The organism is Streptomyces sp. NPDC051738, from assembly GCF_044453205.1.
Taxonomy (GTDB): Bacteria; Actinomycetota; Actinomycetes; order Streptomycetales; family Streptomycetaceae; genus Streptomyces.
Genome location: NZ_JBITCM010000001.1, coordinates 33,017 through 55,172 on the forward strand (window position 1 = coordinate 33,017; position 22,156 = coordinate 55,172).

A 22,156-nucleotide genomic window follows, 5' to 3' on the forward strand; every position below is an offset into this window, starting at 1 on the left:
GTGCTTTCCAGCACCGGCCCTTTTCTTCGGCTCAACCCCCGGAGGGTCAGGCCTCCTTGCTCAGGTTCGGCCCGGATCCACCGGCCGCCTGCTCGATCGGCGGGACGTCCGGCAGCGCCGCCTTCTCCTCACCGCGGAAGGTGAAGGTCTTGGCCTCGCCCTCGCCCTCGGTGTCCACGACCACGATGTGACCGGGACGCAGCTCGCCGAAGAGGATCTTCTCCGACAGCGAGTCCTCGATCTCGCGCTGGATCGTACGGCGCAGCGGCCGGGCGCCCAGCACGGGGTCGTAACCCTTCTTGGACAGCAGCTCCTTGGCGGACTGGGAGAGCTCGATGCCCATGTCCCGGTCCTTCAGGCGCTCGTCCACCTTGCCGACCATCAGGTCGACGATCTTGAGGATGTCGGCCTGGGTCAGCTGCGGGAAGACGACCACGTCGTCGACGCGGTTGAGGAACTCGGGACGGAAGTGCTGCTTGAGCTCGTCCGAGACCTTGTTCTTCATGCGCTCGTAGTTGGTCTTCGTGTCACCCGAGGCCGCGAAGCCCAGGTTGAAGCCCTTGGAGATGTCCCGGGTGCCGAGGTTGGTCGTCATGATGATGACCGTGTTCTTGAAGTCCACGACCCGGCCCTGGGAGTCGGTCAGACGACCGTCCTCCAGGATCTGCAGCAGCGAGTTGAAGATGTCCGGGTGGGCCTTCTCGACCTCGTCGAAGAGGACGACGGAGAACGGCTTGCGGCGAACCTTCTCGGTCAGCTGGCCGCCCTCTTCGTAACCCACGTAACCGGGGGGCGAACCGAAGAGACGCGACACCGTGTGCTTCTCGCTGAACTCCGACATGTCGAGGGAGATCAGCGCGTCCTCGTCACCGAAGAGGAACTCGGCGAGGGCCTTGCTGAGCTCGGTCTTACCGACACCGGACGGGCCCGCGAAGATGAACGAGCCACCGGGACGCTTCGGGTCCTTCAGACCGGCACGCGTACGGCGGATCGCCTTCGACAGCGCCTTGACGGCGTCGACCTGGCCGATGACCCGCTTGTGGAGCTCGTCCTCCATGCGCAGCAGACGCGAGGACTCCTCCTCGGTCAGCTTGAAGACCGGGATGCCGGTGGCGGTCGCGAGGACCTCGGCGATCAGCTCGCCGTCGACCTCGGCGACGACGTCCATGTCGCCGGCCTTCCACTCCTTCTCCCGCTTGGCCTTGGCGGCCAGGAGCTGCTTCTCCTTGTCGCGCAGGGAGGCGGCCTTCTCGAAGTCCTGCGAGTCGATCGCGGACTCCTTGTCGCGGCGCACGCCCGCGATCTTCTCGTCGAACTCGCGCAGGTCCGGCGGCGCGGTCATCCGGCGGATGCGCATCCGGGAACCGGCCTCGTCGATCAGGTCGATCGCCTTGTCCGGCAGGAAGCGGTCCGAGATGTACCGGTCGGCCAGGGTGGCGGCCTGGACCAGCGCCTCGTCGGTGATGGAGACCCGGTGGTGGGCCTCGTACCGGTCACGCAGACCCTTGAGGATCTCGATCGTGTGCGGCAGGGACGGCTCCGCGACCTGGATGGGCTGGAAGCGGCGCTCAAGGGCCGCGTCCTTCTCCAGGTGCTTGCGGTACTCGTCCAGCGTGGTCGCACCGATGGTCTGCAGCTCACCGCGGGCCAGCATCGGCTTCAGGATGGAGGCCGCGTCGATGGCGCCCTCGGCGGCACCCGCACCGACCAGCGTGTGGAGCTCGTCGATGAACAGGATGATGTCGCCGCGGGTGCGGATCTCCTTGAGCACCTTCTTCAGGCGCTCCTCGAAGTCACCGCGGTAGCGGGAGCCGGCGACCAGCGCGCCGAGGTCCAGGGTGTAGAGGTGCTTGTCCTTGAGGGTCTCGGGCACCTCGCCCTTGACGATGGCCTGGGCGAGGCCCTCGACGACGGCGGTCTTGCCGACGCCGGGCTCACCGATCAGGACCGGGTTGTTCTTGGTACGGCGGGACAGCACCTGCATGACCCGCTCGATCTCCTTCTCGCGCCCGATGACCGGGTCGAGCTTGGACTCACGAGCGGCCTGGGTGAGGTTCCGGCCGAACTGGTCGAGGACCAGGGACGTCGAGGGGGTGCCCTCGGCAGGCCCGCCGGCGGTGGCGGTCTCCTTGCCCTGGTAACCGGAGAGCAGCTGGATGACCTGCTGCCGCACCCGGTTGAGATCTGCGCCCAGCTTGACCAGGACCTGGGCGGCGACGCCCTCGCCCTCACGGATCAGGCCGAGCAGGATGTGCTCCGTGCCGATGTAGTTGTGGCCCAGCTGAAGGGCCTCGCGGAGCGACAGCTCCAGGACCTTCTTGGCACGGGGGGTGAAGGGGATGTGCCCGGACGGGGCCTGCTGCCCCTGCCCGATGATCTCCTCCACCTGCTGGCGGACCGCCTCGAGCGAAATCCCGAGGCTCTCAAGGGCCTTGGCGGCGACACCCTCACCCTCGTGGATCAGGCCCAGGAGGATGTGCTCGGTGCCGATGTAGTTGTGGTTGAGCATCCGGGCTTCTTCCTGAGCCAGGACGACAACCCGCCGCGCGCGGTCGGTGAACCTCTCGAACATCGTTAATCGCTCCTCAGAGCGGTCAGGCAGTGGGGGGAACTTCCCCTCCCTGTCCTTCCGCAGCTTAGTCCCGCAAGCGGGGACCGCTCATTCCAACTGCCGACACCGTCGATGGCCTCCTGACCCCGAACGCCGACATCTGCTCCAACCCGATGGTGCGAGACGATGTTCCCGCAGGCCAGGTGGTTACCCTCACCATCACTACGCCGATGGCGAACGTGAGACCCACTGTCCTGCGTGTCGCCCCCTCCCACTAGGGATGTCTTACCCGCTGGGACTGACACTCCATGCCGCGCCCCCCGGTTCCCTCCGCTACGGGCGAACAACCTTGCGCCTCCCCACACCCCCCGCACGCCCCCTTTTCGACACTCTGCGCATCCACTAGGACACCCAGCGTAACTCGCATGCTCTTTCGGCGGTTGCACTTGGCATGGTCGGCACCCGCCCCGTGATCACCACGGACCTCGCCACGATCCCTCTCCCCCGTCGGCCGCTCGATCCGAGCGATCAGGTCCGTCGGTGGTACGAGAACGAACTGGGCTGGCCGGTGGTGCCCGGAGCGCCCGGATCCCCGCTGCGCCTTCGGGTGGGTCCACTGTTCGACGTCCTGGACGTCCCGGCCGCGGCGGGCCGCGCGGCACTGCGCCATCTGACGCCGGACAGCCCGGTGGCCGTACGGGGCGACCGGATGCGGCTGCTCATCGCCGCGGGCAGCGCGCAGGACGTGCCGGGGGCGCTGGACTGGCTGGAGTGGGGCACGCTGCCCCTGGACCTGACGACGCTCGGCGAGGGCGACCTCATGGAGGCGCCCGTGCCACCCGAGGTGGGGCTCGTCACGGCCGTACGGCATTCCGGCGATCCGGGGCCGAGGGCGGCTGTACGGCGTCCTGGGCCGCCGGGCGCCTGCGCGGTGCGGCCGCTTCTTCCCCTGGGGCGCTCCGATGCCGTACAGGGGGCCGCCGTGTGGCTGCGGCCCCCCGAGCCTGGGGGCGAGGTCGAGGCCTCGCTGCCGACGCTGTCGGCCATGGGGGGCGGTGGGGGCGCCCCCGATCTGGTACGGGTTCTGGACACGGTGGCGACGCACTGCCACCGCCTGTGGCTGCGACGCCTGGGCGCCCAGCCGTCGCCCTGTCCGTAGCTCAGGCCGTTGGCCTGTTTCACCGGTCAGGCTTGCCCTTGATCAGGCGTTTGCCTTCTCGTATGCCTCGCGAATGGACGCGGGAACACGGCCACGGTCGTTGACCTCGTAGCCGTTCTCCTTGGCCCACGCGCGGATCTGCGCGGTGTCCTGGCTGCCACCGGAAGCGGCGCGCGCCTTTCCGCGGCCACCCGAAGCGCGGCCTCCGGTACGACGACCGCCCTTCACGTAAGGCTCGAGAAGGCCACGGAGCTTGTCCGCATTGGCAGTCGTGAGATCGATCTCGAACGTCTTGCCGTCCAGCGCAAACGTCACGGTCTCGTCCGCCTCGCCGCCGTCGAGGTCGTCGACAAGAAGGACCTGAACCTTCTGTGCCACCGGATTTCCTTTCATCGATAACTTGAGGGCCGGGGGTCTGCGGCGTCCGCCGTTTCGCCGTCCCCTGTTATATGCAGTACTGCAGTACGTCGGAAAGCAAACCGCTTTTGCGGGAAAAACACAAACCCCCGGGAGAGACCGACAGGCCCGGCCCCCGTCCGGAAACATGCGCGTTTCGGACATAGGGAACCCGGGCATGGCCGCTCGGCCGGAATACGGGTTGTCGATCCTGGTGGATCCGCGGCGATCACAGATGCAGAAGCATCCGGCTGTTGCCCAAGGTGTTCGGTTTCACTCGTTCGAGACCGAGGAACTCCGCCACGCCCTCGTCATAGGAACGCAGCAGCTCGGCGTAGACATCGGTGTCAACCGGCGTCTCGCCGATCTCGACGAAGCCGTGCTTGCCGAAGAAGTCCACTTCGAAGGTCAGACAGAAAACCCGTCGAACGCCGAGCCAGCGCGCGGTGTGCAGCAACTTCTCCAACACCTGATGGCCGACGCCGGCGCCCTTCAGGCCGTGCTTCACGGCGAGAGTGCGGACTTCCGCCAGGTCTTCCCACATCACGTGCAGGGCGCCGCAGCCGACGACCTCGCCGTTGTCGTCGCGTTCCGCGACCCAGAACTCCTGGATGTCCTCGTAAAGCGTGACCGTGGCTTTGTCGAGCAGGATGCGACGCTGGACGTACTCGTCAAGGAGACGACGTACCGCCGGGACATCGCTGGTGCGGGCCCGCCGGACGGTGATGGCTTTTGAGCTGACTTCACGGCTCTCCACCGAGGGGCTCTCGGTCGAGTGGCTCTCTGCTGACATGAGCGGACGCTATCGCCCGCCTGGCTCCCGCGCCGAGCCGGGGTTCTCATGGCCGGTATCGGTACGGGTATCCGGGCCGGTATCCGTTCCGGCGGTATCGGCGGCGGCGGTATCGGCACCGCCCGTAACGCGGCGTGTATCAGGCGTTTCCGTGGGTTCGGGTGTTTCCGGGCCCTGGACGATGCGTACGGCGTCCCGCAGGGCATGACGCTGTTCGTCGCTCATCATGCCGAAGAAGGCGACGAGTGCGGCGGCGGGGTTGTCGCTCTGCGACCAGGCGTCGTTCATCAGGGCGGCCGCGTAGGCGGCTCGTGTGGAGACCGCCTCATATCGATAGGCCCGGCCTTCCGCTTCGCGGCGTACCCAGCCCTTCTGATGGAGATTGTCCAAAACGGTCATCACCGTGGTGTACGCGATGGACCGTTCCTGCTGGAGATCTTCCAGGACTTCTCGAACGGTCACCGGGCGGTTCCACTTCCACACCCGCGTCATGACCGCGTCTTCGAGTTCTCCCAATGGGCGAGGCACAGCTCGCACAATAGTGGGAGATCTGGGTGTTGGCGCCTCGGACGGGCACTTTCCTTGGCAAATGGGAACAAAAAGGGCGTACGACTCGGATAGCGAGGGCTTGAGTCGTACGCCGGTCAGCTCGGCGGTTGCGTCTGCCTGGTCAGGCGTCCGGGGTCGTGGAGGCCTGGCGGGTGCCCTCCGCGCGCGCGAGGGCGGCGTCGACGGCCGCGTCCTCCTTGGCCTTGTTGGCTCCGCCCTGGGTCTTCACGATCACCCTGATCAGACCGATGAAGAACACGGCCATGACGACCGGGGGGAGGAGTGCGGAGACGTAGTCCATGCGTCCAGGGTAGCCAGGGGGTGGGCGGGTGCTTTTTGGGGGCACCCGCCTGGGTCCGCCTTGCGGTTGTTCTCAGCCCGCGGCGAGGTGCTGGGACGGGTTCGTGGGCGGTGGGGCCGGTTTGCGGCGGGGGAAGACCTCGCCCGGGGTGGGGATGGGGCGGGTCGGCCTCGGGGCGGCGGGGTTGGGCTCCTGGCCGGGGCCGGGTTTGGGGGCGGCCGGTCTTTCGGTGGGCTTCTTCCGGGGTGGCTTGGCGGGATCCTGGGCGGTGTCGTGGCCGGGGTCCTGGCCGGTGTCCTGGGCGGGGAGGACGACGGTGGCGCCGGTGCCGTAGGCAGCGTTCGAGCGGCCTCCAGGGAGGGCCTGGAGGTGGGCGCGGGACGCGGGGATGGCGGGTGTGGCGGGGGTGGCGAGTGGCCGGCAGCGGGTGAGGAGGGTGGCTGCGGTGGGGGTGCCGCGCAGGGCCCTGAGGGCGGCGAGGTCGTCGGGGGTCGGGTGGTACCCGGCGGTGAGGGCCTCTTCGAGGAGGGTGAGGTAGCCGGCTGCGGTGCCGGGGAGGGCGGCGCGGTAGCGGGCGAGGTCGGCCACCAAGAACGCACGCAGCCTGGCACCCTCGCGCATCGCCTCGTCGAGCGACTCGGCGAGGCGGAGACAGTCCTGGACGTCTTCGACCGAGGCGGGGCTGGGGTGGAGGGCGAGGGCGAGAGCGCGGCGGAGCACACGCAGCTCCTCCGCACCGAACGCCATGCCGCCGCGGGATCCGTATGGCGTGGGCATGCGGTGACGATACGCGCTAATCAGACAAACACGGCATAGGGGGCGGGTGTGGCGTGGGGAGCCACTCGGGTGGTGGGGGTGCGCGTTGATGCCTGCGGCGGCCTGTGGGGGTTGGGTGGGGGCTCGCGTAGCGCCTGGGGGTGCGTTGTGGGTCGGGGCCGCGTCGGGGGTGTCCCCTTGCCGCCGTACGCGGCTGCGGCGCCGCAGGGGCGCGCTCCAGCCATCCGCTCGACGCCGGGCCAGGCAATCTCAGCCCGTCCGGCATTTGAGGACGAGGCCCCTTCAGGGCCGAAAGCGGGGGTCTGGGGGCCGCAGGCCCCCAGCAACCTGCATCCGGCCGCGGCGTCACATTCGGGAGACGTTGCGCTCGTACACCAGGCGTAGGCCGATCAGCGTCAGCCACGGCTCGTGTTCGTCGATGACCGAGGACTCGCCCAGGACCATCGGTGCCAGACCGCCCGTCGCGATGACCGTGACGTCGTCGGGGTTGTCGGCGAGTTCGCGGGCCATGCGGGTGACCACGCCGTCCACCTGGCCTGCGAAGCCGTAGATGATGCCGGACTGCATGGCCTCGACGGTGTTCTTGCCGATGACGCTGCGCGGGCGGGCCACTTCGATCTTGCGGAGCTGGGCGCCCCGGACGCCGAGAGCCTCGACGGAGATCTCGATGCCGGGGGCGATGACGCCGCCGACGTACTCGCCGCGCGCGCTCACCGCGTCGAACGTCGTCGCCGTACCGAAGTCGACGACGATGGCCGGGCCGCCGTAGAGGTCGACCGCCGCGACCGCGTTGATGATGCGGTCGGCGCCGACCTCCTTGGGGTTGTCCGTGAGGATCGGGACGCCCGTCTTCACGCCTGGTTCGACGAGGACCGCGGGGACGTCGCCGTAGTAGCGGCGGGTCACCTCGCGGAGTTCGTGAAGGACGGAGGGGACGGTGGCGCAGATGGCGATTCCGTCGATGCCGTCGCCCAGTTCCTCGCCGAGGAGGGGGTGCATGCCCATCAGGCCCTGGAGGAGGACCGCCAGTTCGTCGGCCGTGCGGCGGGCGTCCGTCGAGATGCGCCAGTGCTCGACGATGTCCTCGCCGTCGAACAGGCCGAGGACGGTGTGGGTGTTGCCTACGTCGATCGTGAGGAGCATGCCCGTCCCTACTCCGCCGCTCGCAGGTCCAGGCCGATGTCCAGGATCGGCGAGGAGTGGGTGAGGGCACCTACGGCCAGGTAGTCGACGCCCGTGTCCGCGTACGCCTTGGCGTTGGCCAGGGTCAGGCGGCCCGATGCCTCGAGTGCCGCCCGGCCGTGCACGATCGCCACCGCCTCCTCGCACTCCATCGGCGTGAAGTTGTCCAGGAGGATCAGGTCCGCGCCCGCGTCCACCACCTCGCGGAGCTGGTGGAGGGTGTCCACCTCGACCTCGATCGGGAGGTCCGGGAAGGCTTCGCGGACTGCCTTGAAGGCCTGCGTCACGCCGCCCGCCGCCAGTACGTGGTTGTCCTTGACCAGCGCCGCGTCCGAGAGGGACATGCGGTGGTTCACACCGCCTCCGCAGCGGACCGCGTACTTCTCCAGAGCGCGCAGACCGGGGGTGGTCTTACGGGTGTCCCGGACGCTCGCCTTCGTGCCGTCCAGTACGTCCGCCCACGCGCGCGTGGCCGTCGCGATGCCCGACAGGCGGCAGAGGATGTTCAACGCGCTGCGTTCGGCCGTCAGGAGGTCCCGGGTGCGGGTGGTGATCGACAGGAGCTTCTGGCCTGCCTCCACCTGGTCGCCGTCCTCCACGTGGCGCTCCACCTCGAACTCGTCCTCGCAGACGATCGAGACGACCGCTTCGGCGATCCTGAGGCCCGCCACCACGCCCGCCTCGCGGGCCACGAAGTCGGCCGTGGCCACTGCTTCTTCGGGGATGGTCGCGACCGTCGTCACGTCCACGCCGTGCGCCAGGTCCTCCTGGATGGCGACGTTGGCGATGTCCTCGACCTCGATCGGGTCGAGGCCCGCGTCGGCCAGGAGCTGGGCGAGCGCGGGGTCGAGGCCGCACTCTGCGTATTCTGCGGCCTCCTCGTCGGCACCGCAGGCGCAGTCGCCGCCGCAGCCGCCGTTCGGGGCGAGGGGAAGGTCGGGGGTGGTCACTTCTGTCACTGCTCCTGCTGTGGCTGCCGGGTAGGGGGGAAGTCTGCGGTTTCGGTGGTGTGCACGGCCAGTGTGCGGTCCGGGTCAATGCGTACGACGATGTGGCGGCGCCATGTCGTGTCGTCGCGGTCGGGCTCGTCCTCGCGCCAGTGGCAACCCCGAGTCTCCTCGCGGAGGTTGGCGGCGGCCACCAGGACCCGGGCCACGCACAGGAGGTTCGTGGCCTCCCAGGTGTCGACGCCGGGCTCGGCCGTCTTGCCGTTCTCGGCGAGGGCGTCGCGGGCCTCGGAGTGCAGTCGCTGGAGCTGGTCGGCGGCCTTGGCGAGGGACTCGGCCGAGCGCAGGACTCCGGCGCCGTCCGCCATGGTCCGCTGGATCGCGAAGCGGGCCTCGGGCGCGAGCAGGGGGTGCTCGGGGGTCTCGGGGTACGGCACCGGGTGCGGCACGCGCGCGTGGAGGCCGTTCGCCGCCTGGGCCGCCGCGATGTCCTCCGCGATGCGCTCGGCGTAGACCAGGCCTTCGAGGAGCGAGTTGGAGGCCAGGCGGTTGGCGCCGTGCACGCCCGTGCAGGCCACCTCGCCGCACGCGTACAGGCCGGGGACGGTCGTACGGCCCTGGGAGTCGGTGCGCACGCCGCCGGAGGCGTAGTGGGCGGCCGGCGCGATCGGGATGGGGTCGTGCACCGGGTCGATGCCGTGGGCGCGGCAGGCGGCCAGGATCGTCGGGAAGCGGTGCTCCCACATGTCGGCGCCGAAGTGGCGCGCGTCGAGGAACATGTGCTCGGCGTCCTGCTCCTGCATGCGCCGCATGATGCCCTTGGCGACGATGTCCCGGGGGGCGAGTTCGGCGAGTTCGTGCTGGCCGATCATGAAGCGCACGCCGTCGGCGTCGACCAGGTGGGCGCCCTCGCCGCGTACCGCCTCGGAGACCAGGGGCTGCTGGCCCTCCGCGTCCGCACCGAGGAAGAGGACGGTGGGGTGGAACTGGACGAATTCGAGATCGCTGACTTCGGCGCCCGCTCGGAGGGCGAGGGCCACGCCGTCGCCCGTCGACACGGAAGGGTTCGTCGTCGCCGAGAAGACCTGGCCCATGCCGCCGGTCGCCAGGACCACCGCGGGGGCGTGGACCGCTCCCACGCCGTCGTGCTGGCCCTCGCCCATCACGTGCAGGGTGACGCCCGCCGTACGGCCGTCGGCGTCCGTCAGCAGGTCCAGGACGAGCGCGTTCTCGATCGTGCGCAAGCCACGCGCGCGTACCGCCTCGACCAGGGCGCGGGAGATCTCCGCACCGGTCGCGTCGCCGCCGGCGTGGGCGATGCGGCGGCGGTGGTGGCCGCCCTCGCGGGTGAGTTCCAGTTCGCCTTCGGAGGACTCGTCGAAGTGGGCGCCGGTCTCGATCAGTCGGCGTACGGCGTCCGGGCCCTCGGTCACGAGGATGCGTACGGCCCCCTCGTCGCACAGGCCGGCGCCCGCGACCAGGGTGTCGTCCAGGTGCTGTTCGGGGGTGTCGCCCTCGCCGAGGGCCGCGGCGATGCCGCCCTGGGCCCAGCGGGTGGAGCCGTCGTCGAGGCGGGCCTTGGTGACGACGACCGTCCTGAGGCCGGCGGCATCGCAGCGCAGGGCCGCGGTGAGGCCGGCGACGCCGGAGCCGACGACCACGACGTCCGCGGCGATGGACCACCCGGGCGCGGGCGCGTGCAGTCGTATGCCTGTGCTGGTCACGAGGCGGCTCCGAGGGTTCCGAAGGTGAGGGGAATGTTGTCGATCAGCCGGGTCGTCCCGACCCGGGCGGCGACGGCGAGGACGGCCTCGCCGATGAAGTCCTCCTCGTGGTCGGTGATCTCCGTGAAGTCCGACGGGTCGACGAGGGCCAGGTAGTCCAGTTCGAGCGGCGGGTCGAGGCGGAGCGCCTCGTCGAGGACCAGCCGGGCGGCCGCGCGGACGGCTGCCGCCGCGCCGGGGACGGCCTTGGCGACGGCGTGCGCGTCGGCCGCCGCACGGGACTCCCCTATGGCGCTGAGGGCCTCGGCACGCGCACGCGTGGCGGGCACTTCGCGGGCACGCGCGCGCAGCGCCTCCTGCGCCGCGTGCCGGTCGCGCCCGGCGAACAGCGCCTGGGACAGCGCGAGCGCCGTGCGCCGTTCCTTGGGCGAGAGGTAGCGGTTGCGGCTGGAGAGCGCGAGGCCGTCCTCCTCGCGCACGGTCGGGACGCCGATGATCTCCATGCCGAAGTTCAGATCGCGCACCATCCGGCGGATCAGCGCGAGCTGCTGGGCGTCCTTCTGGCCGAACAGGGCGACGTCGGGGCGGGTGAGGTGCAGCAGCTTGGCGACGACGGTGAGCATGCCGTCGAAGTGGCCGGGGCGGGAACCGCCTTCCAGGCGCTCGCCCATGGGACCGGCGCTGATGCGTACCTGGGGCTCGCCGCCCGGGTAGACCTCGTCCACGGCAGGGGCGAACACGGTGTCCGCGCCCGCCTGTTCGGCGACCTTGAGGTCGGCCTCCAGGGTGCGCGGATAGCGGTCGAGGTCCTCGCCCTGGCCGAACTGCAGAGGGTTCACGAAGACGGTGACGACGACATCGCCGTCCGGCCCCGCGATCTCCCGCGCGGTGCGGATCAGGGTGGCGTGGCCCTCGTGCAGGGCGCCCATGGTCATCACTACGGCGCGACGGCCGGCACGCGTGCGTGCGTGCAGTTCGTCGGCGGTGCGCAGCAGGGTGGTGGTCATCGGGCGTCTCCCTCGGCGCCGTTGGTCCCGTTGGTCCCGTCGGCGAGTACCCCGAGGAGGTCCTCGGCGAGCTCCGGCTTCAGCAGTCCGTGGGCGAGCGCCCGGTCGGCGGTCGCGCGCGCCATCGCCAGGTAGCCGGCGACGGTCTGCGGAGCATGCCGGCGCAGCTCCGTGACGTGCGCGGCGACGGTGCCCGCGTCCCCGCGCGCGACGGGGCCGGTCAGGGCCGCGTCGCCGGAGCGCAGCGCGTTGTCGAGCGCGGCGCCGAGCAGCGGGCCGAGCATGCGGTCGGGGGCCGCCACACCCGCCTCGCGCAGCAGCTCCATGGACTGCGCGACCAGCGTCACCAGGTGGTTCGCGCCCAGCGCGAGCGCCGCGTGGTACAGCGGGCGCATCTCCTCTGCGACCCACTCCGGTTCGCCGCCCATCTCGATGACGAGGGCCTCGGCGGCCAGCCGCAGCTCCTCGGGCGCGGTGACGCCGAAGGAGCAGCCGGCGAGGCGCTGGACGTCCACGGGGGTGCCGGTGAAGGTCATCGCGGGGTGCAGGGCCAGCGGCAGCGCGCCCGCGCGCAGGGCGGGGTCCAGGACCCTGGCGCCGTATCGCCCGGAGGTGTGCACCAGCAGCTGCCCCGGCCGTACGGCCCCGGTCTCGGCGAGGCCCTCGACCAGCCCGGGCAGTGCGTCGTCCGGGACGGTCAGCAGGACCAGCTCGGCGCGCGCGAGGACTTCGGCGGGCGGCACGAGCGGCACGTCGGGGAGCATCCGCTCGGCCCGTCGCCGGGAGGCGTCGGAGACCCCGGAGACGGCCACCGGGCGGTGCCCGGCGAGCTGGAGGGACGCGGCGAGCGCGGGGCCCACCCGGCCGGCGCCGACGACACCGACGGTGAGCCGCGCGGGGCGGTCCTTGGGATCTGGCTGTTGGCTTGTACTCACGCGAAGGCGGCCTTCCCGTTCCAGTCCGCTCCGGGTACCGGACGATTTCTCGTCATGTTAACGCGATTGGTTCGAGGGGCGTTCGGTTGTCCACAGGCTGTGGGTTTCCCCACGCCTTTCGCGCGCCTGTGGACGGGTGGGGGCGTCGGTCGAAACTCGGGTGCCCCCGCGGGAGGTCGGGCGGGATGATCCGGGGCATGAGCGATACGGCGGAGCAGGGCACACAGCAGAGCACGCAGATCACGGACGACGAACAGCGCAAGCAACGCTACGAGCGGCGCATAGGCGCGTTCCGGGGCGCGGAGCGCGTCCTCTCGCGCCTCGATTTCCTGGGCACGCTCCGCGAGCGCCTCGCGCTCCTGGAGGCAGCGCCGGACGTGTACGACCTGGACGAGCGGGCGGACCTCTACGGAAACGGCGTCGTCGAGGCCCTGGAGGACAAGACCGCGGCGCTGCTCGGCAAGGAGGCCGCCGCGTTCTTCCCGACCGGCACGATGGCGCAGCAGGTCGCCCTGCGCTGCTGGGCCGGCCGCACCGGCGACCCGACCGTCGCCCTGCATGCGCTGGCCCACCCCGAGGTGCATGAGCGGAACGCGTTCAGCCAGGTCAGCGGGTTGCGCCCGGTGCGGGTGACGAGCGAGCCGAGGCAGCCGACGGCCGCCGAGGTCCGCGACTTCGAGGAGCCCTTCGGGGCACTGCTGCTGGAACTTCCCCTCCGCGACGCCGGATTCCTGCTGCCTTCCTGGGACGAGCTCGTCGAGGTGGTCGAGGCAGCGCGGGAGCGCGACGCGGTGGTGCACTTCGACGGCGCGCGCCTGTGGGAGTCCACCGTCCACTTCGGCCGCCCGCTGGAGGAGATCGCGGGCCTGGCGGACAGCGTCTACGTGTCGTTCTACAAGTCCCTGCGCGGATACGGGGGCGCCGCGCTCGCCGGTCCACGGACGCTGGTGGAGGAAGCGAAGGTCTGGCGGCACCGCTACGGCGGCATGCCGTTCCAGCAGTTCCCCACGGCGCTGTCGGCGCTGGTCGGCCTGGAGCGGGAACTGCCCCGGCTGCCGGAGTACGTGACCCACGCGCGCGTGGTGGCCGCCGCGCTGCGCGAGGGGTTCGCCGCGGCCGGGGTGCCGTGGGCGCGCGTCCACCCCGAGGTGCCGCACACGAACGAGTTCCAGCTCTGGCTGCCGTACGACGTCGACGTTCTCTCCGAGGCCGCGATCCGCCAGGCGGAGGAGACGAAGACCGGGCTGTTCGCCAATGCCTGGGATCAGAAGGGCCCGGGGCTGGCCTGCACCGAGGTCTCTGTCCGCGCCGCCGGCCTGGAGTGGACGGCGGGCGACGTGACAGCGGCCGTCGCGGAGTTCGTGACCCGGCTGACCGAGGAGGTCAGCAGGTAGAGCGGGCCCGTTGCCGAAGCCACCGGCCCAGAGCCTGGCGTATCCGCCCATGGGTCGGGCGTCCGGCGACGACCGCCCGGAACTCCCGGTGGTCGCGCCACTCGCGCGCGACCTGCCAGTCATGGGCACCGGGCGCGGGCGGGGCGGGCTCGCCGTGTTGGAGGGCACGGTAGGTGTCGAGGAGGTAGTGCTGCGTGATGCTCATGGCGTATCGCCTTCTCGGGACGTAGGAGACAGGAGGTGACAGGAGGTGAGGGGGACAGGGCTCCGCGGCTGCCCGGTGAATGCCAGGCTCGCCCCCGTACGGCGGCCACGTCGCGTCGATTGACGGCCGCCGTCAATCGACGGCCGCGTTGTCAGTGGCGGGGTGCACCATGAGGACATGAGCGTGACCATCGACATCGCGGGGCTGCGGCCGGAGAGGCTCGCCGTCGTGCCCTCGCCCCTGGCCGAGCTCGGCATGGCGCTGCACGCGCTGTCGGAGCCGGGGCACCACCCGGGCCTGCAGGGCTGGGTGACGAGCGTGACGGCCCGGCTGGACTCGCACCTGGCCGACCGGATGTGCGAGGCCGACTTCCTGTGGCGAACGACGTTCTCGGACCTGTTCCTGCCCTTCGCCGGCGTCCCGGGCGGCAGCACTCTCCCGGGTGCCACGCTCGCCGAGGACCTGGACCTGCTGGACAAGCTGACGGACGAGCAGTTCGTGGACGCGGCACTGGAGTTCACCTGCGCGCTGCCGTACGCGACGCGGGGGCCGTCCGTTCTGGCCGACGCGGAGCTGCGCCGGCAGGCTCTCGAGCTGGCCGCCGCGCGCGGGCCGCAGCAGTTGCGCTTCAGTGAACGGCTGCTGGTCGATCCGCCGCGGATCCGGTCCTGGCTGCGGCAGTTCCTCCAGGAATGCGACGAGGCGTTCTTCGCCGAGGCGTGGTCCCGCCTCAGCCACCAGCTCGCGGCGGACGCCCGCCACAAGACCGACCTGCTGCGACACAAAGGGCTGACCGAGGCGCTGACCGCGGTGTCCCCGGCGGTGAGCGTCGACGAGGCCGCCGGAAGGATCTCGATCGACAAGCTGCGCCAGGGCCACACCGTCATCAAGGACAGCAGCCTGCTGCTCGTGCCGACGAGCCTGGGATGGCCCCACCTGATGGTGCTGCACCGGCACGGCTGGCAGCCGGTACTGCACTATCCGACCGGCTCCCCCGGCCTCGCCGCACCGCCGTCGGTCGACCAGCTGACCCTGCGGATGACCGCTCTGTCCCACCCGGTGCGGATGCAGCTCTGCCGCAATCTCGCGCGCAGCACGTACACCACGAGCGAACTCGTGCAGATCCACGGCATGACCGCGCCCGAGATATCCCGGCACCTGGGCGTCCTCAAGAAGGCGGGCCTCATCGCCACCCGCCGCCGCGGGCGGTATGTCCTGCACCAGCTGGACGTCACCGCCGTGGCACGGCTCGGCAGCGACTTCCTCGAAGCGCTCCTGAGATGACCGTCAGTCGAAGCGGATGTGTCTGACCCCGACGCCCGCCTGCCGCAGCCGCGTCCGCAGCGCACCCTCGTTGTTCGGCCGCAGCCGGAGCCCGGCCAGGACGGCGATGCGGTCCGCCGTCTTCGGCACGGTCGAGTGGTCCGTCCACAGATGCTCGGCGAACTCCGGTTCGCACAACCGCTCCAGGCAGTGGTCGAGCTGCTGTACGGCCCAACTCTCACGGCGCAGCCCGGAGTTTTTCCTTGCGGCGAACGAGAGGAGGTGCCCGAAGCCCCGCTCGCGCAGCCGCTTCAGGACCGTCTCGCGCTCGGCGAGGAGCGTGAAGTGCCGTACGTCATGGCCGAGTTCGCGCCGGGCCGCCACGATCTCGCTGCCGCAGCAGGGGGAGTTGACTGCCCCGGTTTGTGCTACGTTGGGCGCGTCGCGGCAGGGTATGCCGGAGGGACGACACCATCTTCAAGTGGTCGAGCGTCCGTGAACCTCAGCCCGCTTGGGCTGGAATCCCGCTCCTCTTAGGAGGGGGAGGATGCCAAAGGAGCATGCGCAGACCTTCAGGCCCTGTCGTCAAGCCCTCACCTGCCCCGCAGCAGCGACGAGGGGTCGACGACAGGGCCTGAAGGCGTCCGGCACTCTCACCCGCGAAACCGCCCTCAACCGTGCCCGCCGGCCCGCACCAGACCCGTCTCGTACGCCAGGACCACGACCTGCACCCGGTCCCGTAGCCCCAGCTTGGTCAGGATGCGGCCCACGTGGGTCTTCACGGTCGCCTCGGACAGGACCAGCCGGGCCGCGATCTCGCCGTTGGACAGGCCCTGCGCGACCAGCACCATGACCTCGCGCTCGCGGTCGGTGAGCCGCTCCAGCTCCTTGTGCTGGGCCTCCTTGCCGGTGGAGGGCAGCATCGGCGCGAACCGGTCCAGCAGGCGCCGGGTCGTCGACGGGGCCACCACCGCGTCGCCGCTGTGCACCGAGCGGATGGCGGCGAGGAGCTCGCCGGGCGGCACGTCCTTGAGCATGAAGCCGGAGGCGCCCGCCTTCAGCCCGGAGAAGGCGTACTCGTCGAGGTCGAAGGTGGTCAGGATCAGCACCTTCGGCGGGTTGGCCTCCTGGCAGATACGGCGGGTGGTCTCCACACCGTCGAGCTTCGGCATGCGTACGTCCATCAGCACGACGTCGACGGGGGTCTCCCGCAGCACCTGGAGGGCCTCGACGCCGTCGCCCGCCTCCGCGACGACCTCCATGTCCGGCTGGGCGGCGAGCACCATCCGGAACCCGGTGCGCAGCAGCACCTGGTCGTCGACGAGCATCACGCGGATCGTCATCGGGGTCCTCTTCCGTGTCTTTCGTGTCCGTCTACAGGGGGGTTCTTCTACAAGGGGGTTCTACAGGGGCGTTACAGGTGTCAACAAAGGGCATGCGCAGGCGTCAGTGGGCCGGTTTGAGCGGCAGCAGCGCACTGATGCGGAATCCTCCGCCCGGACGCGGCCCCGCGTCCAGCGTCCCGCCGACCATGCCGACCCGTTCGCGCATGCCGATCAGACCGTGCCCCTGGCCGTCGGCGCCGCCCTCCTCGTACAGCTCGTGCGGGGCGCCCTTGCCGTCGTCCTCGACGAGCAGGCCGAGGCCGTCGTCGAAGTAGACCAGGCGCACGCTCGCGCCCGTGTTGGGCCCGCCGTGCTTGCGGGTGTTGGTGAGCGCCTCCTGCACGATGCGGTACGCCGTCAGCTCGACGCCGCTGGGCAGCGGGCGCGGGGTGCCCTCGACCTTGAAGTCGACCGGGAGGCCGGAGGTGCGGCACTGCTGGATGAGGTCGTCGATCTGCTCGACGTCGGGCTGCGGGACGTACTCGCCGCTCTCCTGGTGCTCGCCGGTGCGCAGCACCCCGAGCAGGCGGCGCATCTCGGCGAGGGCCTGGCGGCCGGTGGAGGAGATGGTCTCCAGGGCCTTCTTGGCCTGGTCGGGCGCGGCGTCGAGGACGTAGGCGGCGCCGTCGGCCTGCACCACCATCACGGAGACGTTGTGCGCGACCACGTCGTGCAGCTCGCGTGCGATCCGGGCGCGTTCGGCGGCGACCGCGACCTTGGCCTGCGCCTCGCGCTCCTTTTCGAGCCGGGTCGCGCGCTCCTCCAGCTGCTCGTAGTAGGCGCGGCGGGTTCGGATCGAGTCGCCGAGCACCCAGGCGAGCGCGAACGGCACCGTCAGGAAGATCATCAGGGCGATGTTGCCCGGGACGCTGGAATCCCGCTCCGGCCAGCGCAGCTGTGCCAGCGGCGCCGCGCACAGTCCCGCGCCCAGCGCGAGCCGGGAGGCCCAGCGGGCGCCGGTCGCGGCGACGGTGTAGGTGATCACCAGGAAGGCGAAGTTGGCGGGTGTCGTCGCCACGTTCAGCGCCAGCTGCGCCAGCCCCACACCGGCGGCCAGCAGCAGCATCTTCTCCGGCATACGCCGGCGCAACGCGATGACCAGGCACAACAGCAGAACCACCGCGATGATGGCGGCCTCTGAATCCGTGCCCGGAGGGTTCTGCCCGCCCTCGTCCCGGACGGCCACGGTGACCACAGAGATCCCGAAAAGGATGACGGCCCAGAAGCTGTCGACCCATGTCGGGTGCCTGCGGAGAAAGTCGTAGAGGCGCTGCACGTAACCCAGAGTAGGGAAGTGAGATGTGTGCAGGGGTCAACCGGAGGGCCGATCCGTACTACGTGCGCGTACTCCGCAAGGTGGAGGGTGCGTTCGTCTGTGCGCTTAGCCTGGGCCGGTGACGGCAGAGGCGGCGGGCGAGTGGCGCGGGTGGCGGGCGGCGGCGGAATCCGCCCTGTACGGGCCGGGCGGCTTCTACCGCAGGCCCGAGGGGCCGGCCGGCCACTTCCGTACGTCCGTGCACGCGTCGTCCCTCTTCGCCGGTGCCGTGGCCCGGCTGCTGTGCCGGGTCGACGAGGCCCTGGGCCGGCCCCCCTCGCTCGACTTCGTCGACATGGCGGCGGGGCGGGGCGAGCTGATCACCGGCGTACTGGCCGCCCTGCCCGCCGAGGTGGCGGCACGCACGCGTGCGTACGCCGTCGAGATCGCCGACCGCCCGCACACGCTCGATCACCGGATCGAGTGGCTGCGCGAGCCCCCGCCACGGATCACGGGCCTGCTCTTCGCCAACGAGTGGCTGGACAACGTCCCCGTGGAGGTCGCCGAGGTGGACTCCGGGGGCGTACCTCGCCGGGTCCTCGTACGACGGGACGGGGCCGAACGCCTCGGGGAGCCGGTCACCGGCGCGGAGGCGCAGTGGCTGGCGCGGTGGTGGCCGCTGGGGGGCGCGGAGGGGGCGCGGGGCGGGGACGCCCTGGAGGGGCTGGAGGAGCTGGAAGGGTCGTCGGCAGGGCTGCGGGCCGAGATCGGGCTGCCCCGGGACGAGGCCTGGGCGAACGTGGTCGCGGCGCTGGACGGGGGGCTCGCCGTCGCCGTGGACTACGCGCACACGGCGCGGGAGCGGCCGCCCTTCGGGACGCTGACCGGCTTCCGCGAGGGCCGCGAGACGGCGCCCGTGCCGGACGGCTCGTGCGACATCACGGCGCATGTCGCGCTGGACGCGTGCGCGGCGGCGTGCGCGCTGCCCGATGCACGCCTGCTCTCACAGCGCGACGCATTGCGCGCCCTGGGCATCACCGGTGCACGCCCCTCACTGGAACTGGCCTCCGCGCGCCCTGCCGAGTACGTACGTGCCCTCGCGACCGCGGGCGAGGCCGCCGAGCTCACCGCTACGGGCGGGCTCGGCGACTTCGGCTGGTTGATGCAGTCGGTTGGAATTCCGGACGTACTGCCGAAGTGAGCGGTACTGGCGAAGTGAGACGTACCGGCGAAGTGACCGGTCGCTACTTGTCGATGTCCCCGACCACGAAGAACATCGACCCCAAGATCGCCACCATGTCCGCGATCAGCGTCCCCGGCAGCAGTTCCACCAGCACCTGGATGTTGTTGTACGACGCCGAGCGCAGCTTCAGCCGGTACGGCGTCTTCTCGCCCTTGCTGACGAGGTAGTAGCCGTTGATGCCGAGCGGATTCTCGGTCCACGTGTACGTGTGCCCCTCGGGCGCCTTCAGCACCTTGGGGAGCCGCTGGTTGATCGGCCCGGGCGGCAGCTCGGCGAGCCGGTCGAGGCAGGCGTCGGCGAGGTCGAGGGAGTTGTGGGTCTGCTCCAGCAGGCACTCGAACCGGGCGAGGCAGTCGCCCTCGTCCCGGGTCACGACCTTCAGGACGTCCCCCAGTTCGCCGTACGCGAGATAGGGCTCGTCCCGGCGCAGGTCGAAGTCGACGCCCGAGGCGCGCGCGATCGGCCCGCTCACGCCGTAGGCGTGCACGGTCTCCGGCGCGAGGATGCCCACGCCCCGTGTGCGCCCCCGGAAGATCTCGTTGCCGAGCACCAGGTCGTCGAACCGGTCCATACGCGAGCGCACATCGGCGACGGCGGTACGCGCGCGCGTGGTCCACCCGGCCGGCAGGTCCTCCTTCAGGCCTCCCACCCGGTTGAACATGTAGTGCATCCGCCCGCCGGAGACCTCCTCCATCACATGCTGGAGCTCCTCGCGCTCCGAGAAGGCGTAGAAGATCGGCGTGATCCCGCCCAGCTCCAGCGGGTACGACCCGAGGAACATCAGGTGGTTGAGCACCCGGTTGAGCTCGGCGAGCAGCGTCCGGGTCCACACCGCCCGCTCCGGCACCTCCATGCCGAGCATGCGCTCCACGGCGTGTACGACGCCCAGCTCGTTGGAGAACGCCGACAGCCAGTCGTGGCGGTTGGCGAGCATGATGATCTGCCGGTAGTCGCGGGCCTCGAAGAGCTTCTCCGCGCCGCGGTGCATGTACCCGATCACCGGCTCCGCGTGCTGGATGCGCTCCCCGTCCAGGACGAGCTTGAGGCGCAGCACGCCGTGCGTGGACGGGTGCTGCGGCCCGATGTTGAGCACCATGTCGGTGCTCTCCGCGGCGCCGCCGATGCCGACCATGGTCTCCGTCGTAGGAGTCATGGACACAGTCTCTCCTACGTACGCTTGCCTCATGGAGACGGGGAGCCCGGAGAACACGGGGACAGCGGGAGACGAGCAGGCGGGGGCAGAGCGGGCGGAGGCCGAACCGGAGTGGACCGGGCTGCCTCCCGGTCTGCTCCGTATGCGACGGCTGTTGCTGGTGGTGTGGCTGGGACTGCTGACGATCGGCCTCGCCGTGGTGCTCAACCTGTTCGCCGGGCCCGCCTGGGCGGCCTTCGCGCTGCTGCCCCTGGCGCTGATGGCATGGGGCTGGGTGATGCTCGGCCGCAACTGGCGTTCGTGGCGCTACGCCGAGCGCGCCGACGACCTGCTGATCAGCCGGGGCGTGCTGTGGCGCGAGGAGACGGTGGTGCCGTACGGCCGGATGCAGCTGGTCGAGGTCACCTCGGGCCCCGTCGAGCGGCACTTCGGCTTGGCCAGCGTGCAGCTGCACACGGCCGCGGCGGCCACCGACGCCACCATCCCCGGCCTCGACCCCGCCGAGGCCGAACGGCTGCGCGACCGGCTCACCGAGCTGGGCGAGGCACGATCGGCGGGCCTGTGACGACGCCGGGCGTCGACGACGCCGTACGCGAGCAGCGACCCCTGACCGAGCGGCGGCTGCACCCCGTGACGCCGCTGAGGCGCGCGTGGGCGCCGGTCGCGGTGCTGATCGGGTGGGCGGTGCACGACCCGGACCAGGCCCAGCGCCACCTGACGAGGCTGACCACCACCACGCTCCTGCTCGCGCTCGCCGTACTCGTCCCGGCGGCCGCCCTGTACGGCTTCCTCACCTGGTGGTTCACGCACTACGCGGTGACCGACACGGAACTGCGCATCCGTACCGGCCTGCTGTTCCGGCGCTCCGCGCACATCCGGCTGGAACGCATCCAGGCCATCGACGTCACCCAGCCGCTCCTCGCGCGCGTGGCGGGCGTGGCGAAGCTCAAACTGGACGTCATAGGCACCGACAAGAAGGACGAACTCGCCTTCCTGGGCGCCGATGAGGCGCGTGCGCTGCGCGCGGAACTCCTCGCGCGCGCCGCCGGTTTCGCGCCCGAGACGGCACACGAGGTCGGCGAGGCGCCGTCCCAGGAGCTGCTGCGCGTGCCGCCGGGCGTGCTGGCCGTCTCGCTCGTCCTGACCGGCGCCACCTGGGGAACGCTGGCGGCGGCCGTCGTCGTACCGACCGTCCTGTGGCTGCTCACCGAGAGCGCGTGGACGGTCCTCGCGACCGCCCTTCCGCTGTTCGGCGCCGCGGGGGCGAGCAGCGTGGGGCGGTTCGTCACCGAGTACGACTGGACGGTCGGCGAGTCGCAGGACGGGCTGCGCCTCGACCACGGTCTGCTCGACCGGGCGCATGAGACGGTGCCGCCCGGCCGCGTCCAGACCGTACGGATCGTGGAGCCGCTGCTGTGGCGGCGGCGCGGCTGGGTGCGGGTGGAACTGGACGTGGCGGGCTCGTCGAACTCGGTCCTGCTCCCGGTCGCCCCGCGCGAGGTCGCCGAATCGGTCGTCGCACGTGTGCTGCCCGGCGTGACCGTCCCCCCGCGCGCGTCCCTGTCGCGTCCGCCGCGGCGGGCGGGCCGGTGCGTGCCGTTGTGGTGGCGGGGGTACGGCCTGGCCGTCACGGACGCGGTGTTCGCAGCCCGTACCGGGCTGCTCCGGCGAAGCCTCGCGCTCGTACCGCACGCGAAGGTCCAGAGCGTACGGCTGACTCAGGGCCCCTGGGAGCGCCTGTGGGGCGTCGCCGACGTCCATGTGGACTCTGGGGCGAACAAGACGGTGACGGCCCGGCTGAGGGACGCCCAGGAGGCGGCGGAGCTGCTGCGGGGGCAGGCGGAGAGGTCGCGTACGGGACGCAAGGGAGCCCGGCCCGACCGGTGGATGGTCTGAGGCCGGTCGCGTCCCAGAAGGGACACCGACCGGCCTCGTCC

21 protein-coding genes and 1 pseudogene are annotated in these 22,156 nt (G+C 70.9%); 6 read left to right on the plus strand and 16 right to left on the minus strand.

Translation table 11 applies throughout. The features are described from left to right. Positions 1 to 46: 46 nt before the first annotated feature. Complete coding sequence (locus ACIA8X_RS00150; RefSeq protein ID WP_393449108.1) at positions 47 to 2,572, minus strand: ATP-dependent Clp protease ATP-binding subunit; 2,526 nt, start codon at positions 2,570 to 2,572, stop codon at positions 47 to 49. A 430-nt stretch (positions 2,573 to 3,002) separates the two neighbouring features. On the opposite strand from ACIA8X_RS00150, the gene ACIA8X_RS00155 reads away from it, so the two are divergent. After that, entirely contained in the window at positions 3,003 to 3,710 is a 708-nt protein-coding gene (locus ACIA8X_RS00155) for an SCO3374 family protein (protein WP_399457445.1), read from the plus strand. 42 nt (positions 3,711 to 3,752) lie between these two features. On the opposite strand, the gene ACIA8X_RS00160 is transcribed toward ACIA8X_RS00155, so the two are convergent. The 10 genes from ACIA8X_RS00160 to ACIA8X_RS00205 all read right to left on the minus strand — a co-directional run bounded on the left by ACIA8X_RS00160 (position 3,753) and on the right by ACIA8X_RS00205 (position 12,321). After that, positions 3,753 to 4,088 carry an Lsr2 family protein gene (locus ACIA8X_RS00160; protein ID WP_093908531.1) on the minus strand — a complete coding sequence of 112 codons (336 nt, stop codon included), beginning with the start codon at positions 4,086 to 4,088 and terminating at the stop codon, positions 3,753 to 3,755. Positions 4,089 to 4,335: 247 nt separating this feature from the next. Then, positions 4,336 to 4,899, minus strand: a complete 564-nt coding sequence (locus ACIA8X_RS00165; RefSeq protein ID WP_393449115.1) for an amino-acid N-acetyltransferase — start codon at positions 4,897 to 4,899, stop codon at positions 4,336 to 4,338. Between the two features lie 9 nt (positions 4,900 to 4,908). Further along, complete coding sequence (locus ACIA8X_RS00170; RefSeq protein WP_393450014.1) at positions 4,909 to 5,391, minus strand: BlaI/MecI/CopY family transcriptional regulator; 483 nt, start codon at positions 5,389 to 5,391, stop codon at positions 4,909 to 4,911. A 178-nt stretch (positions 5,392 to 5,569) separates the two neighbouring features. After that, the gene (locus tag ACIA8X_RS00175) at positions 5,570 to 5,749 is read right to left on the minus strand and encodes a hypothetical protein (protein WP_093908534.1); all 180 of its coding nucleotides are present in this window, start codon (positions 5,747 to 5,749) and stop codon (positions 5,570 to 5,572) included. A 72-nt stretch (positions 5,750 to 5,821) separates the two neighbouring features. Next, positions 5,822 to 6,526: a hypothetical protein gene (locus tag ACIA8X_RS00180; RefSeq protein ID WP_393449118.1), complete on the minus strand. Its 705-nt coding sequence runs from the start codon at positions 6,524 to 6,526 to the stop codon at positions 5,822 to 5,824. Between the two features lie 345 nt (positions 6,527 to 6,871). Beyond that, a complete protein-coding gene (locus ACIA8X_RS00185; RefSeq protein ID WP_393449121.1) occupies positions 6,872 to 7,669 on the minus strand; it encodes a type III pantothenate kinase in 798 nt (265 codons plus the stop codon). Between the two features lie 8 nt (positions 7,670 to 7,677). Further along, positions 7,678 to 8,658, minus strand: a complete 981-nt coding sequence (nadC, locus tag ACIA8X_RS00190; RefSeq protein WP_393449124.1) for a carboxylating nicotinate-nucleotide diphosphorylase — start codon at positions 8,656 to 8,658, stop codon at positions 7,678 to 7,680. A 5-nt stretch (positions 8,659 to 8,663) separates the two neighbouring features. Further along, positions 8,664 to 10,379: an L-aspartate oxidase gene (locus tag ACIA8X_RS00195; RefSeq protein ID WP_393449127.1), complete on the minus strand. Its 1,716-nt coding sequence runs from the start codon at positions 10,377 to 10,379 to the stop codon at positions 8,664 to 8,666. Continuing rightward, the gene (gene panC, locus ACIA8X_RS00200; protein ID WP_393449130.1) at positions 10,376 to 11,386 is read right to left on the minus strand and encodes a pantoate--beta-alanine ligase; all 1,011 of its coding nucleotides are present in this window, start codon (positions 11,384 to 11,386) and stop codon (positions 10,376 to 10,378) included. The genes ACIA8X_RS00195 and panC overlap by 4 nt, the downstream gene beginning before the upstream one ends. Then, positions 11,383 to 12,321 (minus strand): Rossmann-like and DUF2520 domain-containing protein, encoded by a 939-nt coding sequence (locus ACIA8X_RS00205; protein WP_393449133.1) that lies wholly within the window; start codon positions 12,319 to 12,321, stop codon positions 11,383 to 11,385. The genes panC and ACIA8X_RS00205 overlap by 4 nt, the downstream gene beginning before the upstream one ends. Before the next feature lie 197 nt (positions 12,322 to 12,518). Here ACIA8X_RS00205 and ACIA8X_RS00210 point away from each other — a divergent pair, with 197 nt between their 5' ends. Then, on the plus strand, positions 12,519 to 13,715 hold the full coding sequence (locus ACIA8X_RS00210) for a threonine aldolase family protein (protein WP_393449136.1): 1,197 nt from the start codon (positions 12,519 to 12,521) through the stop codon (positions 13,713 to 13,715). Here the strand turns inward: ACIA8X_RS00210 and ACIA8X_RS00215 are convergent. Further along, the gene (locus ACIA8X_RS00215; RefSeq protein ID WP_393449139.1) at positions 13,705 to 13,920 is read right to left on the minus strand and encodes a hypothetical protein; all 216 of its coding nucleotides are present in this window, start codon (positions 13,918 to 13,920) and stop codon (positions 13,705 to 13,707) included. The genes ACIA8X_RS00210 and ACIA8X_RS00215 overlap by 11 nt on opposite strands. 177 nt (positions 13,921 to 14,097) lie before the next feature. On the opposite strand from ACIA8X_RS00215, the gene ACIA8X_RS00220 reads away from it, so the two are divergent. After that, on the plus strand, positions 14,098 to 15,204 hold the full coding sequence (locus tag ACIA8X_RS00220; protein WP_393449142.1) for a DUF5937 family protein: 1,107 nt from the start codon (positions 14,098 to 14,100) through the stop codon (positions 15,202 to 15,204). 3 nt (positions 15,205 to 15,207) lie between these two features. On the opposite strand, the pseudogene ACIA8X_RS00225 reads toward ACIA8X_RS00220, so the two are convergent. The 3 genes and pseudogenes from ACIA8X_RS00225 to ACIA8X_RS00235 all read right to left on the minus strand — a co-directional run. Next, a pseudogene (locus tag ACIA8X_RS00225) lies at positions 15,208 to 15,567 on the minus strand (ATP-binding protein); the annotation flags it as partial. Positions 15,568 to 15,854: 287 nt separating this feature from the next. After that, positions 15,855 to 16,526, minus strand: a complete 672-nt coding sequence (locus tag ACIA8X_RS00230; RefSeq protein WP_093908545.1) for a response regulator transcription factor — start codon at positions 16,524 to 16,526, stop codon at positions 15,855 to 15,857. Positions 16,527 to 16,629: 103 nt separating this feature from the next. Continuing rightward, on the minus strand, positions 16,630 to 17,844 hold the full coding sequence (locus ACIA8X_RS00235) for a sensor histidine kinase (RefSeq protein WP_393449145.1): 1,215 nt from the start codon (positions 17,842 to 17,844) through the stop codon (positions 16,630 to 16,632). A gap of 118 nt (positions 17,845 to 17,962) precedes the next feature. Here ACIA8X_RS00235 and ACIA8X_RS00240 point away from each other — a divergent pair, with 118 nt between their 5' ends. Then, positions 17,963 to 19,024: an SAM-dependent methyltransferase gene (locus ACIA8X_RS00240; RefSeq protein WP_399457446.1), complete on the plus strand. Its 1,062-nt coding sequence runs from the start codon at positions 17,963 to 17,965 to the stop codon at positions 19,022 to 19,024. Between the two features lie 43 nt (positions 19,025 to 19,067). Here ACIA8X_RS00240 and ACIA8X_RS00245 read toward each other — a convergent pair whose 3' ends face one another. Beyond that, on the minus strand, positions 19,068 to 20,219 hold the full coding sequence (locus ACIA8X_RS00245; RefSeq protein WP_393449151.1) for an NADH-quinone oxidoreductase subunit D: 1,152 nt from the start codon (positions 20,217 to 20,219) through the stop codon (positions 19,068 to 19,070). A 31-nt stretch (positions 20,220 to 20,250) separates the two neighbouring features. Between ACIA8X_RS00245 and ACIA8X_RS00250 the strand changes: the two genes are divergently transcribed. Together ACIA8X_RS00250 and ACIA8X_RS00255 are read left to right on the plus strand one after the other, a co-directional pair. Next, on the plus strand, positions 20,251 to 20,784 hold the full coding sequence (locus ACIA8X_RS00250) for a PH domain-containing protein (RefSeq protein ID WP_393449154.1): 534 nt from the start codon (positions 20,251 to 20,253) through the stop codon (positions 20,782 to 20,784). Beyond that, a complete protein-coding gene (locus tag ACIA8X_RS00255) occupies positions 20,781 to 22,115 on the plus strand; it encodes a PH domain-containing protein (RefSeq protein ID WP_393449157.1) in 1,335 nt (444 codons plus the stop codon). The genes ACIA8X_RS00250 and ACIA8X_RS00255 overlap by 4 nt, the downstream gene beginning before the upstream one ends. The last annotated feature ends 41 nt before the right edge of the window (positions 22,116 to 22,156 follow it).

Bases quoted from the DNA above. Each gene is read 5' to 3' on its own strand.
- panC (WP_393449130.1), bottom strand. From the start codon at position 11,386: ATGACCACCACCCTGCTGCGCACCGCCGACGAACTGCACGCACGCACG.
- ACIA8X_RS00155 (WP_399457445.1), top strand. From the start codon at position 3,003: ATGGTCGGCACCCGCCCCGTGATCACCACGGACCTCGCCACGATCCCT.
- ACIA8X_RS00150 (WP_393449108.1), bottom strand. From the start codon at position 2,572: ATGTTCGAGAGGTTCACCGACCGCGCGCGGCGGGTTGTCGTCCTGGCT.
- ACIA8X_RS00215 (WP_393449139.1), bottom strand. From the start codon at position 13,920: ATGAGCATCACGCAGCACTACCTCCTCGACACCTACCGTGCCCTCCAA.
- ACIA8X_RS00250 (WP_393449154.1), top strand. From the start codon at position 20,251: ATGGAGACGGGGAGCCCGGAGAACACGGGGACAGCGGGAGACGAGCAG.
- ACIA8X_RS00180 (WP_393449118.1), bottom strand. From the start codon at position 6,526: ATGCCCACGCCATACGGATCCCGCGGCGGCATGGCGTTCGGTGCGGAG.
- ACIA8X_RS00170 (WP_393450014.1), bottom strand. From the start codon at position 5,391: ATGACGCGGGTGTGGAAGTGGAACCGCCCGGTGACCGTTCGAGAAGTC.
- ACIA8X_RS00165 (WP_393449115.1), bottom strand. From the start codon at position 4,899: ATGTCAGCAGAGAGCCACTCGACCGAGAGCCCCTCGGTGGAGAGCCGT.
- ACIA8X_RS00220 (WP_393449142.1), top strand. From the start codon at position 14,098: ATGAGCGTGACCATCGACATCGCGGGGCTGCGGCCGGAGAGGCTCGCC.
- ACIA8X_RS00210 (WP_393449136.1), top strand. From the start codon at position 12,519: ATGAGCGATACGGCGGAGCAGGGCACACAGCAGAGCACGCAGATCACG.
- ACIA8X_RS00185 (WP_393449121.1), bottom strand. From the start codon at position 7,669: ATGCTCCTCACGATCGACGTAGGCAACACCCACACCGTCCTCGGCCTG.
- ACIA8X_RS00245 (WP_393449151.1), bottom strand. From the start codon at position 20,219: ATGACTCCTACGACGGAGACCATGGTCGGCATCGGCGGCGCCGCGGAG.
- ACIA8X_RS00175 (WP_093908534.1), bottom strand. From the start codon at position 5,749: ATGGACTACGTCTCCGCACTCCTCCCCCCGGTCGTCATGGCCGTGTTC.
- ACIA8X_RS00230 (WP_093908545.1), bottom strand. From the start codon at position 16,526: ATGACGATCCGCGTGATGCTCGTCGACGACCAGGTGCTGCTGCGCACC.